13 protein-coding genes are annotated in these 13,876 nt (G+C 65.9%); 7 read left to right on the top strand and 6 right to left on the bottom strand.

Translation table 11 applies throughout. The features are described from left to right. Positions 1-73 precede the first annotated feature (73 nt). Entirely contained in the window at positions 74-628 is a 555-nt protein-coding gene (locus tag AB3X95_RS26290) for a YaeQ family protein (RefSeq protein WP_176122422.1), read from the top strand. Positions 629-672: 44 nt separating this feature from the next. On the opposite strand, the gene AB3X95_RS26285 is transcribed toward AB3X95_RS26290, so the two are convergent. Further along, positions 673-1,098 (bottom strand): VOC family protein, encoded by a 426-nt coding sequence (locus AB3X95_RS26285; protein ID WP_176380613.1) that lies wholly within the window; start codon positions 1,096-1,098, stop codon positions 673-675. Positions 1,099-1,504: 406 nt separating this feature from the next. On the opposite strand from AB3X95_RS26285, the gene ada reads away from it, so the two are divergent. From ada to AB3X95_RS26265, 4 genes are all read left to right on the top strand, one after another. Then, positions 1,505-2,695 (top strand): bifunctional DNA-binding transcriptional regulator/O6-methylguanine-DNA methyltransferase Ada, encoded by a 1,191-nt coding sequence (ada, locus tag AB3X95_RS26280; RefSeq protein ID WP_368622946.1) that lies wholly within the window; start codon positions 1,505-1,507, stop codon positions 2,693-2,695. Further along, on the top strand, positions 2,692-3,612 hold the full coding sequence (locus AB3X95_RS26275; RefSeq protein WP_368622945.1) for a DNA-3-methyladenine glycosylase: 921 nt from the start codon (positions 2,692-2,694) through the stop codon (positions 3,610-3,612). The genes ada and AB3X95_RS26275 overlap by 4 nt, the downstream gene beginning before the upstream one ends. Positions 3,613-3,830: 218 nt before the next feature. Then, positions 3,831-5,447, top strand: a complete 1,617-nt coding sequence (gene gshA, locus AB3X95_RS26270) for a glutamate--cysteine ligase (protein WP_176367338.1) — start codon at positions 3,831-3,833, stop codon at positions 5,445-5,447. 221 nt (positions 5,448-5,668) lie between these two features. Further along, positions 5,669-6,184 carry a hypothetical protein gene (locus AB3X95_RS26265; protein ID WP_368622944.1) on the top strand — a complete coding sequence of 172 codons (516 nt, stop codon included), beginning with the start codon at positions 5,669-5,671 and terminating at the stop codon, positions 6,182-6,184. A 51-nt stretch (positions 6,185-6,235) separates the two neighbouring features. On the opposite strand, the gene AB3X95_RS26260 is transcribed toward AB3X95_RS26265, so the two are convergent. Next, positions 6,236-7,798, bottom strand: a complete 1,563-nt coding sequence (locus tag AB3X95_RS26260; RefSeq protein WP_368622943.1) for a DHA2 family efflux MFS transporter permease subunit — start codon at positions 7,796-7,798, stop codon at positions 6,236-6,238. A 212-nt stretch (positions 7,799-8,010) separates the two neighbouring features. After that, entirely contained in the window at positions 8,011-8,517 is a 507-nt protein-coding gene (locus AB3X95_RS26255) for a MarR family winged helix-turn-helix transcriptional regulator (protein WP_176122405.1), read from the bottom strand. 257 nt (positions 8,518-8,774) lie between these two features. Here AB3X95_RS26255 and AB3X95_RS26250 point away from each other — a divergent pair, with 257 nt between their 5' ends. Beyond that, positions 8,775-9,179 (top strand): hypothetical protein, encoded by a 405-nt coding sequence (locus AB3X95_RS26250; protein WP_176367335.1) that lies wholly within the window; start codon positions 8,775-8,777, stop codon positions 9,177-9,179. Positions 9,180-9,435: 256 nt separating this feature from the next. Beyond that, positions 9,436-11,031, top strand: coding sequence for an efflux transporter outer membrane subunit (locus AB3X95_RS26245; protein WP_176122407.1), 1,596 nt, complete (start codon positions 9,436-9,438; stop codon positions 11,029-11,031). Positions 11,032-11,137: 106 nt separating this feature from the next. Here AB3X95_RS26245 and AB3X95_RS26240 read toward each other — a convergent pair whose 3' ends face one another. The 3 genes from AB3X95_RS26240 to gspL are packed head-to-tail and all read right to left on the bottom strand — an operon-like array spanning position 11,138 to position 13,855. Further along, positions 11,138-11,917, bottom strand: a complete 780-nt coding sequence (locus tag AB3X95_RS26240) for a type II secretion system protein N (RefSeq protein WP_176380605.1) — start codon at positions 11,915-11,917, stop codon at positions 11,138-11,140. Positions 11,918-11,945: 28 nt separating this feature from the next. After that, positions 11,946-12,449, bottom strand: coding sequence for a type II secretion system protein M (locus AB3X95_RS26235; RefSeq protein ID WP_176122409.1), 504 nt, complete (start codon positions 12,447-12,449; stop codon positions 11,946-11,948). Beyond that, the gene (gene gspL, locus AB3X95_RS26230) at positions 12,446-13,855 is read right to left on the bottom strand and encodes a type II secretion system protein GspL (protein WP_368622942.1); all 1,410 of its coding nucleotides are present in this window, start codon (positions 13,853-13,855) and stop codon (positions 12,446-12,448) included. Before gspL ends, AB3X95_RS26235 begins: the two co-directional genes overlap by 4 nt. Positions 13,856-13,876 lie beyond the last annotated feature (21 nt).

Genomic DNA, 13,876 nt, shown 5'->3' with positions numbered 1-13,876 from the left:
GAAACGGCAACGCGCCGTCGACGATTCATTTTCGCTGCGCTCCGGTGGAGCGAGCGCCTGGTTTAGCAACGGCATGGCTCTCAAATCGACGATATACAAGGCTGAATTGCAGATCGCGGACATGGACCGGCACTATTACGCCGACCATTCACTGACGATCGCCCGTCACCCCTCGGAAACCGACGAACGGATGATGGTCCGCGTCGCCGCGTTCGCGCTGTTCGCACAGGAGCGGCTGGAGTTTTGCAAAGGTTTGTCGGATGTCGACGAGCCGGATCTGTGGGCGAAGGATCTGACCGGCGCGATCGACACCTGGATCGAGGTCGGCCAGCCCGACGAGCGCCGCATCGCGAAGGCGAGCGGCCGTGCCAATCACGTGATCGTGATCGCGTATGGCGGGCGGACCTCGGAAATCTGGTGGCAGGGCGTGCGCAACAAGGTCGAGCGCCTGCGCAACGTGACGGTCTGGACGCTCGGCGAGGACGTCGCGGCATCGCTCGACTCACTCGCCGAGCGCACGATGCGGCTGCAATGCACGGTGCAGGACGGCGAAGCCTGGCTCGGCAGTGCCGAAGCCGACGCGGTGAAGATCGACTGGACCGTACTGAAAGCGCCCGCCGACGCGTGATGGAACCGGTCCGAACCGGTTTTTGCGCAGTTTCGTTTTCGCTTTCAGAGCGACGTGATTCGCGCCGCCTCCGGCGGCCCCTTCAGTTCGACCATGTTGCCCTCCGGGTCGAACAGATACAGCGACGGTCCAAACCCGTCCGCGCCATAACGCACCCCCTGTTCGCCGAGCCGCGCGCCATGCGCGCTCAGATGCGCCTTCAGCGCGTCGGCGTCGAACGACTCGACGCGCAGACACAGGTGATCCATGTTGCGCCCCGTGCCCGCCTCACCGTTTTCCGCGCGATCGAGCTTAGCGCCGACCTGCAGCAGATCGATCAGCGATCGGCCCGCGCGCAGCTGCGTGAGGCCGAGTTCGCGCTGCTCCTTTTCAACGCTGCAACCGAGTACGTCGCAGTAAAAGCGCGCGAGGGTCTCGACGTGCGTCGCCCGGATCACGACGTGGTCGATCTCGCGAATGTGGATTTTCATGTTGAACGCCCTTTCGCTAGTTCTGAGAACCGATTAGGAAGTGTAGGAGAAAGGGCGGGGGGCGGATCGGCGGGCAAAAAAAAGCCCGCTCAAGTGGAGCGGGCTGAATCCATATCAGGAGGAGACATGGAGGAGACAGGTACTAATATACACATCGGCTTGGTGCGACGCAATAACTTTTTAAGGGAAAACCCGATATCGTGCAAAATTGTCGCAGTTTGAGGCAAAACGCCTGGCCGCGGGGCGTTCCGCGGCGTTTCGGACCGCGATTTGCCGGGTTTGACCCCACCACGGGTGAGGACAAGCGCGTCCGAATGACAGAGCAAGAACCGGCGCGTACTGTGTAGCGAACAGGCCTAGATTGATGAGCATCGACACTGACTGCCCATCCGGGCCCCAGGACATCATGAACGCCACCACTCGCCATTCCACCCCCTGGCGCACCACCGCGGACGCCGGCGCCACCCAGTGGCTCACCGACGACGAGCGCTGGGACGCCGTCACCCACCGCGACCACGATGCCGACGGCGCATTCTTCTACGCGGTCAGGACGACCGGCGTGTTCTGCCGGCCGTCGTGCGCGTCGCGCCAGCCGCGCCGCGAAAACGTCGCCTTCTTCACCGATGCCGCCGCCGCGCGCGCCGCGGGCTTCCGCGATTGCAAGCGCTGCCAGCCGGGCGGCCTGCCACGCGAGCTTGACATCGTCGCGAGGGCCTGCGCGGCGCTCGACGCCGATCCGCAGCAGCGCCTCACGCTCGCGCAGTTGAGCGACGCCGTGCACGTGAGCCCGTTTCATTTGCAGCGCCTGTTCAAGCGCGTCGTCGGCGTGTCGCCGCGTCAGTACCAGGCGGCGCAGCGCGGCGCCGCGCTGCGCGACGCGCTGCAGGGCGGCGCCGATGTCACGCGAGCGACACTCGACGCCGGTTTCGGCTCGCCGTCGCGCATGTACGACAGCGCGCCGGCCGAGCTCGGCATGGCGCCGTCCGCTTACCGGCGCAAGGGTGCCGGGCTCACGGTGCGCTATGCGAGCGCGCCGACCTCGCTCGGCTTCGTGCTGGTCGCGGCGACCGATAAGGGCATCTGCAAGATCGGTTTCGGCGACGACACCGCGCTGTTGATCGACGAATTGCGCGGCGAGTTCTCGAACGCCGAGTTGCGCGAGGACGCTGGGCGCCTAGCACCGTTCATCGCGCAGATCGATGCGTACCTGCGCGGCACGCGCCAGGACTTCGACCTGCCGCTCGACATCGCGTCAACCGCGTTCAAGCAGCGCGTGTGGGATGCTTTGCGACGCATCCCGTACGGCGAAACGCGCAGCTACTCGCAGATCGCCGAGGCGGTCGGTTCGCCGCGCGCGGTACGCGCCGTCGCAAGTGCCTGCGCGACCAATCCGGTCGCGCTCGCGATTCCTTGCCATCGCGTCGTGCAGAAGGGCGGGGCGCTCGCCGGCTATCGCTGGGGGCTGCCGCGCAAGGCCGCGTTGCTCGACAATGAGGCGCAGCACGCAGGCGGCGCTTCAGCCGGCGACGCGCCGCGCCGCCGCGCAAGCCGCCCCGATGGCGATTCCCGCCACTCCAACCTGGATCACGCCGCTTGAGCACGCTTAACGACGTCGCAACTCTGGAATTGCCGTTCAAGGCGCCGTTCGACTGGCCGCGGCTGCTGCGTTTTTTCAGCGGCCGCGCGACGCCTGGCGTCGAAGCCGTCGAGGACGGCGCGTATCGTCGCGCGATCGACTGGAACGGCGACAGCGGCACACTCAGCGTCCGGCTGCATCCTCGCAAGCGCTGCGTCGTCGCGAGCATCGAAGGGCCGGCGAGCCGGCATGCCGATGCACTCGCCGCGCCGATCGCGAAGATGTTCGATCTGCGCGCCGATCCGAAGAAGATCGCCGCCGGACTCGCCGCGGACCCGTGGCTCGCGCCGCTCGTCGCCGCGGTGCCTGGCCTGCGGGTGCCGGGCGCATGGTCGGGCTTCGAACTGGTGGTGCGTGCGATCGTCGGTCAACAGGTCAGCGTGAAGGCCGCGACGACCATCATCGGACGGCTCGTGCAGCGCGCGGGCCAACGCATCGACGGCCATCCGCACCAGGACACCGCGTGGCGTTTTCCGACGCCGGCCGCGCTCGCCGAAGTCGATCTCGCGCAGATCGGCATGCCCGGCAAACGCGTCGCCGCGTTACAGGGCTTCGCGCGCGCGGTCGCGAGCGGCGACGTCCCGCTCGACAGCAGCGACACCGTCGACGCCGCAAGCCTGCGCGCTGCGTTGCTCGCGCTCGCGGGCATCGGCCCATGGACCGTCGAATACGTCGCGATGCGCGCATGGCGCGACCCCGATGCATGGCCCGCGTCGGATCTCGTGCTGATGCAATCGATCTGTGCGCGCGATCCTTCGCTGATACGGCCTGCACAGCAGCGCAGCCGCAGCGACACGTGGCGGCCGTATCGCGCGTATGCCGCGATGCATCTGTGGAACGAGGTAGCGGATCGGGCGGGCGCGGCGCGCGGCGGGTGAGTTGAGCTGAGCGTCGTCACGACGCGCTGATGGCGATGGCGCAGTTCAGCGCGACCCCGCCATGCGCGCTCAAACCCCGCCGAAGCGGCCGCAAGCAGCCGTTCTGGCGAGATGTTAAAGTGCCCGCTACTGAAAATTCCGCCGAACGTTGTCGGCCGCTGTATCGCCTGTGAATCGTCTGGCGATACACGGCGACCGGCAACGCCCGACCTGCATCAATGCCAAACACCACACCATCCGGCACGACCGACGTGCTTTCGCACCGCCTGTCCGTGCTCGACTCGAGCCCGCAGCGCGATGCGCTGATACGCGGCCTGCGCGGCATCGAAAGGGAAAGCCTGCGCGTCACGCGCGACGGCCAGCTCGCGATGACGCCGCATCCGCGCGCGCTCGGCTCGGCGCTCACGCATCCGTCGCTGACGACCGACTACTCCGAGGCGCTGCTCGAGCTGATCACGCCGGCCGAGCAGGACGCCGCCGAAACGCTCGCGCAGCTCGACGTGCTGCATCGTTTCGTCTACGCGCAGCTCGGCGACGAGATCCTGTGGAACAACTCGATGCCGGGGCTGCTGCCCGCCACCGACGACGGCATTCCGATCGCGCACTACGGCACGTCGAACATCGGCAAGCTGAAGTACGTGTACCGGGTCGGCCTCGCGCTGCGCTATGGCCGTACGATGCAGTGCATCGCGGGCATCCACTACAACTATTCGCTGAACGAAGAAGTGTGGCGCCTGCTGCACGCCGATCAGCAATCCACCGCGAACGCCGTCGACTTCCAGTCCGACCGCTACCTCGCGCTGATCCGCAATTTCCGCCGCACGAACTGGCTGCTGATGTATCTGTTCGGCGCGTCGCCCGCGCTCGATCGTCGATTCCTCCGCGATCGCAAACACACGCTCGACACGTTCGACGCCGACACGCTGTATCGCCCGTACGCTACGAGCCTGCGCATGAGCGATCTCGGCTATTCGAACACGACCGCGCAAGCCGCGCTGCACGCCGACTACGACACGCTGCCCGGCTATCTCGACGCGCTCGCGAAAGCCGTGAGCCAGCCGTATCCCGCCTACGAGCAAATCGGTACGCAACGCGACGGCGAGTGGGTGCAGATCAACACCAACGTGCTGCAGATCGAAAACGAGTTCTATTCGACGATCCGTCCGAAGCGCGTCACGTATCCGGGTGAGCGGCCGCTCCATGCGCTCGCCGTGCGCGGCGTGCAATACGTCGAAGTGCGTTGCATGGATATCGATCCGTTCGAGCCGACCGGCATTTCGCTCGAAACATCGCGCTTTCTCGACGCTTACCTACTCGTGTGTGCGCTCGACGACAGCGCGCCATTGCCTCCGCCCGCCTACACCGAAGCGAATCAGAACTTCGGCCGCGTGACGATGGAAGGCCGCAAGCCAGGCCTCGAACTGGTTCGCGACGGCAAGCCGGTCGCGATGACCGAATGGGCCGACGAACTGCTCGTGAAAATCGACGCCGCGGCGGCCGTGCTCGACGGCTTGAGGGGCGGCGACGAACACGCGCGCGCGGTCGCCGCGCAACGCGCGAAGCTCGCGGACGTATCGCTCACGCCATCGGCGCGCGTGCTGCAAACGATGCGTGACCAGCAGCAGAGCTTTCTCGCGTTCGGCCTCGCGCAAAGCGAAGCGCACGCCGCGTACTTCCGCGCGCGTCCGCTCGATGCCGTGCAGTCCAAGGCGTTTGCGGACCTCGCGGTGCAATCGCTCGACGAACAGGCGAAGCTCGAACGCGAGGAGGTTGGTTCGTTCGACGCGTTCGTCGCCGCGTATCGGGCCTATACGCTCAATCGCTTCAGTGTCTGAGCGCTCGGACCACAACAACTCGAGAAGTGATCAAGCGGCCCACGTGGCCGCTTTTTCTTTGTCGTGCCAATCCCGCAAGTAAACTCTACGGATTGCTCTCTTCGAGCGCACGCAATCGGCAAATTCTCCATGCGCCGTCGCGATTCTCTGATCTGGGTGAAACACCGCCTGGATCGGGTGGTCCAAAATGTTATGACAGGCTTCGCAGGGGAGGTACCGACGTGAAGAACAAAGCTCTGTTGGCCGCACTGTGTCTCGTAGCGACTGCGGGATGCTCAACGCAGGGTCAGGTCAATCCGGACGTCATGCAGATCGCGACCAAGCCATTGACGTGTTCGAACAAGGCCGAATGCGACCTCTGGTGGCAACGGGCGCAATCGTGGGTCGCGAGTCATTCGAAGTACAAGATCGAGACCGCTAACGACTCGCTGATCCAGACCGCCGGCCCCGACGGTGGCAAGCGGGCTCTCGCGTTTCAGATCACGCGCGCCTCGGAACCCGATGGCACCGTTACGATCGGCTTTTCCGCGCACTGCGACAGCTCGCTCGGCTGCAAGCCGAATCCGTGGGAGGCCGGTGCTGATTTCAAGCAGTATGTGAGAGGCACCACGGGCACAGCCGACAGCGCGCCGCAAGGCAGTGCGACGCCATCGCAGAACGCGCCCGATGCGACGCATCCAGAGACGATGCCCGGAAAGACCACCAGGCTGCCGAATGGCGAGGCGATGTCGCAATAGCTGAAGCTGTGGCGGCAGCGGCGATGCATTCGCCGCTGCCGCGTGTTTGCTTCAGTGTCCTAACGAGGGCCCGCTGCCCTTGCGTGGCTTGGTGATCCACACGAGCACGGCCAGCACGATAAACGCCGCGCACGAGATGCGAAAAAAATCGTTGGTGGCCATCATGTACGCCTGGCTAGTCACCACCTGGTTCAGCTGCGCGGTGAGACTATCGCCGGACAGCCCGGCGCCCGCGAGCGCATTCGTATAGGCGTTGGTGTTGGCCGAATACGTGTTGACCGTATCGGCGAGCATCGCGTGGTGATAGATCGTGTCGTTTTCCCAGAACGTCGTGCTGATCGCAGTGCCGATCGCGCCCGACAACGTGCGGAAAAAGTTCGACAGACCCGACGCGCTCGCAAGACGCTCGTCGGGCACGCTCGACAGCGTGATCGTCGTCATCGGCACGAAGAAGCACGCGACGCCGATGCCCTGCACGAGCCGCGGCAGGATCACGTGGCCGAACGGCACGTCGAGTGTGAACGTCGAGTTCCAGAACGACACGATCGCGAACACGATGAACGCGAAGCTCGCGACCATGCGCAGATTCAATCGATGCATGTTCTTGCCGATCATCGGCGATAGAAACAACGCAAGCAGTCCGACCGGTGCCGTGGCGAGACCCGCGAGGCCCGCCGTGTAGCCCATCACCGTTTGCAGCCATAGCGGAAAGATCACCACCGAGCCGAAGAACGCCATGAAGCCGAACGAAATGATCACGACACCAAGCGCGAAATTGCGATCCTTGAACAGCGACAGGTCGACGATCGGCTCCTCCTCGGTCAACTCCCACACGAGCAGAAATGCAATCGACATGAGCGCTATCACGGCGAGCGCGACGATGAACGTCGAGTTGAACCAGTCGCGGTCCTTGCCGAGGTCGAGCATCATCTGCAGGCAAGACACGCCGCTCACGAGCAGCACGAGGCCCACTACGTCGATGCGCTGGCGCGTCGTCTGCGTTTCGCGGCCACGCAGCAGCAGATACGCGCAGAACGCCGAGAACAGGCCGATCGGAACGTTGATGTAGAAGATCCACGGCCAGGTGAAGTTATCGGTGATATAGCCGCCCATCACCGGGCCGAAGATCGGCGCGCAGATCACCGTCATCGCCCATAAGCCGAGCGCGAGGCCGCGCTTCGCGGGGGGGTAGGAGCGCATCAGAATTGTCTGCGACAGCGGCACCATCGGCCCGGACACGAGCCCTTGCGCAAGCCGGAATGCGATCAGCGATTCGAAGTTATGCGCGAAACCGCAGGCCGCCGACGCGATCGTGAACAGCAGCACCGACAGCGTGAAGAGCCGTACCTCGCCGACGCGTCGCGCGAGCCAGCCGGTCAGCGGCACGGCAATCGCCGAGGCGACCGAGTACGACGAGATCACCCAGGTGCCCTGACTGGCCGCGACGCCGAGACTGCCGGAAATGGTCGGCACTGCGACGTTCGCAATCGAGGTGTCGAGCACCTCCATGAAGGTGCCGAGCGCAAGGCCGACGGTCAGCAGCGCGAGTGTGCCGCCTTTGAGCGGAGCGGGTTCGGCTGCGGGCAGCGCGGCGTTGGAAGCCGTGGCATCCATAATTTTGGTTCTCCTCAGGCGGCAAAAGCTTGTCGTGGCAGCTTTATCGGGCGTTCCAGTCATGATGCTTACATGCCGCATCACCCTCTGCCCAGACAGATATCTGATGACAATGGCGCCTTGGAAAGGCGCCTTGTGATTGTCTTGCTAGTACTTCGTGATGAAGCGCCGCCGCCCTCCGACGACGATCGCGCCTCGACGCACGCTTCGGCTCATCGCCGCGGCTCGTCCGGCGGTGGCGCCGGTCCGCACCCCACGTCGGCTTCCCCCTCGGGACCGTTTGCGATGAAACGGGCGAGCAGGTGAATCAGCGTCGCGTGCTCCTCGGCGGTAAAGCCGCGCAGTTGGTCGTTCAGTACGGTCGCGCCGAGGTTCGGCAGTTGCCGCGCGGCCTCATGGCCTTGCGGTGTCAGCTCCAGTTTCACCATGCGACGGTCGTCGTTGCTGCGCGTGCGCACGACGAAGCCTTTCTTCTCCAGGCGATCGAGCAGTCGCGTCATCGAGCCGCTGTCGTACGACATCGCGCGCGACAGCTCGAAAGGCGTGCTCGCGCGTCGCGACGACAGCATCAGAATCACGCCGATCTGCTGCGCGGTGAGTCCGAGCGGCTTGACCGCACGGTCCGTGCGCTCGACCAGCACATTGCGCGCTTTCGTCAGGTAGTAGCCAAGACTGCTCGTGAGCTCGACTTCGTCCGCTTTGTAGGGGCCATCAACCATGGGGTATCCGAAACATCCAGGCAAGACGAAGTTTAGCTGCCTAAGCAGACAAGTCAAATCACATTTTGCGGTGCGCAACGAGCCAGCCTAAAAACAACAGTCGAATCATTTACGCCGCACAGTATCTTGAAATTTGATTGCATGGTCAATATTATGACAAGCAATGAGTTTCGCGCGTCCTGCGCCATTCGAGACCATGTTCTGACCGATCGACCGCACGCCGCCCGCCTCGCGACGCGCGCCAAAGGATTTCCCCGATGCTGTACCTCAAAAACACGCTTGGCGGCCTCAGCCGCTCACTGACCGATTCCGCACTCCAAAGCTTCCAGGGCCGGCACCGCTGGTGGAAGCTCGCGCTATTCGCGGGATTGTTCGTGCTGCCGGGCGGGTCCGTGGGCGTCGCGCTGCTCGCTTGGGCCGAGCATCGACGGGAAACGAAGCGGGCCAAGAAGGGCAACGCCGTAATCGTGGATTCCAGCGAAATCGTATTGCCGAAGGAAAGCTTCGCGATTGAGACGGAAAACGTCGTCGCCGCGACAGCCAACAGCGGCAACGCTTGCCTCGCATCCGGTGGTGCGTCGTGCCGGGCCTCGGCTGGCAGGCTCGCGTGTCAGCGTCAGCGTCAACGCCAGCAGACCCAATCAACGGAAACGAGGCTCTGAAGGGGTACCGAATCGCCGCGCCTTTCTCGCCATTTCAAACACCGCAAACCCGCTGCTCCTCGCTTCGCCGGTAACAACGCGTAACCATCGCGTCACCGCAAGTAACACACCTGCGCACCGCCTCGCATTAACCTTTCAGCTTTCGGTTTCCCGCGCTCGCGCGGGCCCATACGCTAACATTCCGGCAGACCACGATCTCGCCCTGTCGCTGGCGCCCTTCCCAGCCATACCGCGGCGTCCAGAAGGAATTCATTGCATGCAGTCTGTTCGAATCTCGCGCGCGCGGGCATTTGCACCGCGCGTCCTATCCCTTGCCGTCAGCGCGGCCTGCGCGGCACTCGTCGCCGCCTGCGCGGTCGGCCCGAACTATCAGCGGCCGGCCACCGAGATCCCCGCGTCGTTCAAGGAGGCCGCGCCCGGCTGGAAGGTTGCCGAGCCCGCCGATCAACACGACCGCGGCGACTGGTGGGCGATCTACGAAGACCCGAAGCTCAACGAACTCGAAGACAAGCTCAACGCAGCGAACCAGACCATCGCGCAATTCGCCGCGAACTACCGGCAGGCGCGCGCGCTCGTCGGCGAAGCGCGGGCCGCGTACTTCCCGACCATCGGTGCGTCGGCGGGCGCGACCCGCTCGGGCAACGGCGCGCAAACCGGCGGCAATGCGACGACGGCGACGAGTCGCGAAGGCATCAATAACAGCTTCAACGTCCAGATGACGGCGAGCTGGGAGCCGGACCTTTGGGGCTCGGTCACACGCTCGGTCAACGCACAGAAAGCCGGCCAGCAGGGCGCGGCCGCCGAACTCGCAAACGCGCGCCTGTCCGCTCAGGCGACGCTCGCGCAGACCTACTTCCTGCTGCGCGCGCTCGACTCCACGCAAAAGCTGCTCGACGACACCGTTCTCGCCTATCAGCGCTCACTGCAGCTCACGCAGAATCAGTACGCGGCCGGCGTCGCCGCGCGCTCGGACGTGATCCAGGCGCAAACGCAGCTGCAATCGGCGCAGGCCGCCGCGATCGAGAACGGCATCCAGCGTGCGCAGGACGAGCACGCGATCGCGGTGCTGATCGGCGTACCCGCGTCGATGTTCTCGCTGCCGCCGATGCCGCTCACCGCGACGCCGCCCGCCGTGCCCGCGCAGATGCCGTCCGCGCTGCTCGAACGCAGGCCGGATATCGCATCGGCGGAACGCAAGGCCGCGGCGGCCAACGAGCAGATCGGCGTGGCGATCGCCGCGTTCTTCCCGTCGCTCACGCTGTCGGCGACCGGAGGCTTCGAGAACTCGGTGTTCTCGCAATTGTTGACGTTGCCGTCGCGCTTCTGGACGCTCGGCCCGCAACTGGCCGGGACGATCTTCGACGCCGGCCTGCGCAAGGCCCAAACCGAGGCCGCGCGCGCCACCTATGACGCGGATGTCGCGACCTATCGGCAGACGGTGCTCGCCGCGTTCCAGGACGTCGAGGACAACCTTGCGTCGCTGCGCATCCTCGAGCAGGAAATCGTCGTGCAGCGGCAGGCGGTCGACTCGGCGCGCCAGGCGCTCGCCATCGTGACGAACGAGTACAAGGCGGGTACGGTCGGCTTCGTCAACGTGCTGACCGCGCAAACCACGGCGTTCACGGCCGAACAGAAGCTCGAGAATATCGCCGGGCAGCGGATGGTGTCGTCGGTGGGGCTCGTGAAGGCGCTCGGCGGCGGCTGGGATGCGTCGCAGATGAATCGCGAGACCGGCGATGTCGCGGCGCCCGCGCCGCTGCCGGCATCGGCTCCGGCGGCTGCGGCTGCGGCAGTTGGCGCGGCGTCCATCGCACAGGGCAATGCGCCGCAAGCGCGGGTGCAAAGCAAATAATTGCCCGCTGCGCCCGCCGCGCAGCAGAATCGCAATATAGAAGAGGCATGACCGCGATTCGCGGCCATGCCTCTTTTTTCATCCCGCTACGTGCGCGAAGCGCACCTCAGTGCATGAACGTCAGCGCCACCGTATCCGGCCCGCTCGGCCGGCCAAGCAGGTTCAGCAGGCCGGCGAGGTTGTCATGCTGTTCCGGCGCGGCGCTCGCCGTGCCACGAAACGACGTCGATGCGGCCGACATCGTGCCGCTGCCGGTCAGCGTCAACGGTCCTTTGATCGTACTCAGATCGAGCGCCGACGACTTGCCCTGCGCCTGAAACCTGACCCGGTACGACCCGAGCGGCTTCACGAGCGACACACGCGAGCTGACGTCGTCGAGCGTCATCGTCAGTTGGCCGAACGCTTCGCCGTTGAAGCTGCGCCAGTCCGTCCACGACAACTGCACATTGCCCTGCAGATCGAGCGTGTTGAATGGCGCGCCAAGCCCCGCGAGCAGCGACGCCGGCACCGCGAGCACGCCCGGCGTGACGGTTGCGCCGCGCGGCGTCGCATCGACGGTGATCGGGTCGGGCATTGCCTCGCTATGGCGCATGACCATGCGCACGCGTCCGGTGAAAAGCGGCCAGAACGCGGTGCGCCACTCGATCCGCCCGGGCAGCAGCGTCGCCGCGCTCATATCGGAGCCAGCGGCCAGCATCAGCGTCGCCGAGCCGTGCCACAGCGAGCCCTCGGCGTCGACAAGATTGACGTGCCCGTGCGTTTGGCGCGCGAACTGCGGCGTAATCCACGCGGCCGGCAGCAGCGCGAGCGTCACGGCCGCCACCGACAAAACGGCGACCACCAGCCACGGCAGCGCCCTACGCAGGCGCCACATCCAGTAATTCATGCGAGATCCTATAGCGAGCGGCGCGTCGTTATTTCGCGCTCGACGGTTGCAGCGCGACCGTCAGATCCACCTGGCCGTCGTCTTTCAACGCGGTGATATGCGCCTCGGAGACCTGCACCTTGAACTGCTTTCGCACGTCATCGACCCACGCGGTCCAGGCCGGAAACGCGACGTTTTTCATCTGCACCTGCACCGCGTTGCCGACGAACTGCACCTGCGTCGCGGCGAGGCCATGCTCGCTGAGCGATGCGGAGAGCGCGTCCTTCAGCGCCGCGCCGGTCGGCGCGACACCTTGCGCGGCCGCCGACAGCGCACGCGCCTCGTTCGCCTGCGCGGTCATCTGCGCGAGCTGCCGCTGCAGGCTGGGCAGCGATTGACGCAAATGCGCGCGGCCTTCCTGCGCGGGCGCCCATAGCACCGACCACGCGATCGCCACCGCGAGCGCGGCGCCGCCCCACGTCAGCAGCGCCTTTTCGCGATCAGTGCGCTGGTCCCAGAAGCCAGCCCATGTTTGAGCGAGTTCAGCTTTCATTGTCCGTTCCTGATGGTCCACTTGCCGGTGCTGCTGTCGATCGCGCCGGTCAGGCCGTTGCGCGCGAGGCGCTTGGCGAAGTCGGGGTCGACCTTGATCGCGGGTTTGAAGGTCACGTCGAGGCGGTGCTCGTGATAGTCGAGCGCGGCGATGCCGTTGACCGGCAGCGGCGGCAACGAGCGTGCGAGGCCGTCGGCGAGCGACAGGAAATCCTCCGGCGACAGCTCGCCCGCCGCGACGCGCAGCTGTTGCACCTGACGCGCCATCTGATCGGGCGCGTCGAGCACGACGGTCGTCTTCGGGAACGTGTTGAGCAGCAGCTCCGTCATCTGCGTGTTGATCGCGTCGCGCTGACGCGCGAGCATCAGCCACTGCACGTTCGCGCCGATGATCGCGACGACGAGCGCGGCGACCGCGAGCACGATCGGCAAACGCAGACGCCGCAGCGTCGCGCGATCGAGGCGCCACGGCTGCGACGCGAATTCGAACTGGCACAGGTCGAAGCGGCATTCGAGCGCGCGCCGAGCGAGCTGCTCGAACGGCAGCGGACTCGCGCCGTGGATATGCGAGGCGAGCCGCGCGGGACTCGTCGTGGGGTGGTTGGGCTCGTTACCCGGCACTTCGGTCAGCATGTACAGCGACACCGGCGCCGCTCCCGCCAGTGCGGAGAGCGTCGCGTTCACCGCATTGGCCGGGGCCGCGAGACCCTCGCCCTGCACGCCGCGCGCAATCGCCAGTTCGACGCGCGGCACGCCGCTGTCGACCGCGCCTTCGACCAGCAGCGCGGGCGCGGTCTGCACGACCGCACCGAGCACCGCGGCCACCATCGGCACGATGGACGGCGCCTCGGGCGCGACCACCGGCGCGACGCCCGGCAGCGACGTCGCGACGCTCGCCGCGCCAGCCATCACCGGCTCGCGCGCCTCGGCGGTTTCGTCGACGTTCGCGGCGACTTCGGTCACCGGCGCCGGCGGCAGGCAACGCGTGACCGGCACCGCGCGCAGGCTGCGATGACCGGCCGCCGTGAACGCCTCGCAGATGAAACGGAACCAGCCGCGATCGATGATCGCGAGCAGGTGCCGGCCTTCCCCAAGCCCCTGCGGATCGACCGCGATATGACAGGTCTGCGGGTCCTGGATCAGTTGATCCTCGACGATATTGGGCAGCGCCTGGCGCAGCTTCGGGCCGCGCAGCGGCGGCAGCGTCGCGGGCATCAGCAGCAGGTCGCGCGCGGCGACCATCAGCACCGTCGTGTTCGCGCGCGGCAGCAGCGCGAGCGCCGAGCGCCCGGCGCGCTGCATGCGCTCGGCCTTGTCGAGCAGCACGAACGGCAGCTCGGGCAGTTGCCACTCCTGCGAGGGCACCGCCGGATCACGCGGCGGCAATAAGACGATCAGCGTGCTCAAAGGCCACTCTCTCTGTGGATT

This window comes from Paraburkholderia sp. BR13444, assembly GCF_040948755.1.
GTDB lineage: Bacteria > Pseudomonadota > Gammaproteobacteria > Burkholderiales > Burkholderiaceae > Paraburkholderia > Paraburkholderia youngii.
The sequence above is the reverse complement of the archived record's forward strand: the minus strand, read 5'-3'. Positions and strand labels throughout refer to the sequence as shown.

Excerpts from the sequence above, each read along its gene's own strand:
- AB3X95_RS26290 (WP_176122422.1), top strand. The coding sequence starts at position 74 with ATGGCTCTCAAATCGACGATATACAAGGCTGAATTGCAGATCGCGGAC.
- AB3X95_RS26285 (WP_176380613.1), bottom strand. The coding sequence starts at position 1,098 with ATGAAAATCCACATTCGCGAGATCGACCACGTCGTGATCCGGGCGACG.
- ada (WP_368622946.1), top strand. The coding sequence starts at position 1,505 with ATGAACGCCACCACTCGCCATTCCACCCCCTGGCGCACCACCGCGGAC.
- gshA (WP_176367338.1), top strand. The coding sequence starts at position 3,831 with ATGCCAAACACCACACCATCCGGCACGACCGACGTGCTTTCGCACCGC.
- AB3X95_RS26260 (WP_368622943.1), bottom strand. The coding sequence starts at position 7,798 with ATGGATGCCACGGCTTCCAACGCCGCGCTGCCCGCAGCCGAACCCGCT.
- AB3X95_RS26255 (WP_176122405.1), bottom strand. The coding sequence starts at position 8,517 with ATGGTTGATGGCCCCTACAAAGCGGACGAAGTCGAGCTCACGAGCAGT.
- AB3X95_RS26250 (WP_176367335.1), top strand. The coding sequence starts at position 8,775 with ATGCTGTACCTCAAAAACACGCTTGGCGGCCTCAGCCGCTCACTGACC.
- AB3X95_RS26245 (WP_176122407.1), top strand. The coding sequence starts at position 9,436 with ATGCAGTCTGTTCGAATCTCGCGCGCGCGGGCATTTGCACCGCGCGTC.
- AB3X95_RS26240 (WP_176380605.1), bottom strand. The coding sequence starts at position 11,917 with ATGAATTACTGGATGTGGCGCCTGCGTAGGGCGCTGCCGTGGCTGGTG.
- AB3X95_RS26235 (WP_176122409.1), bottom strand. The coding sequence starts at position 12,449 with ATGAAAGCTGAACTCGCTCAAACATGGGCTGGCTTCTGGGACCAGCGC.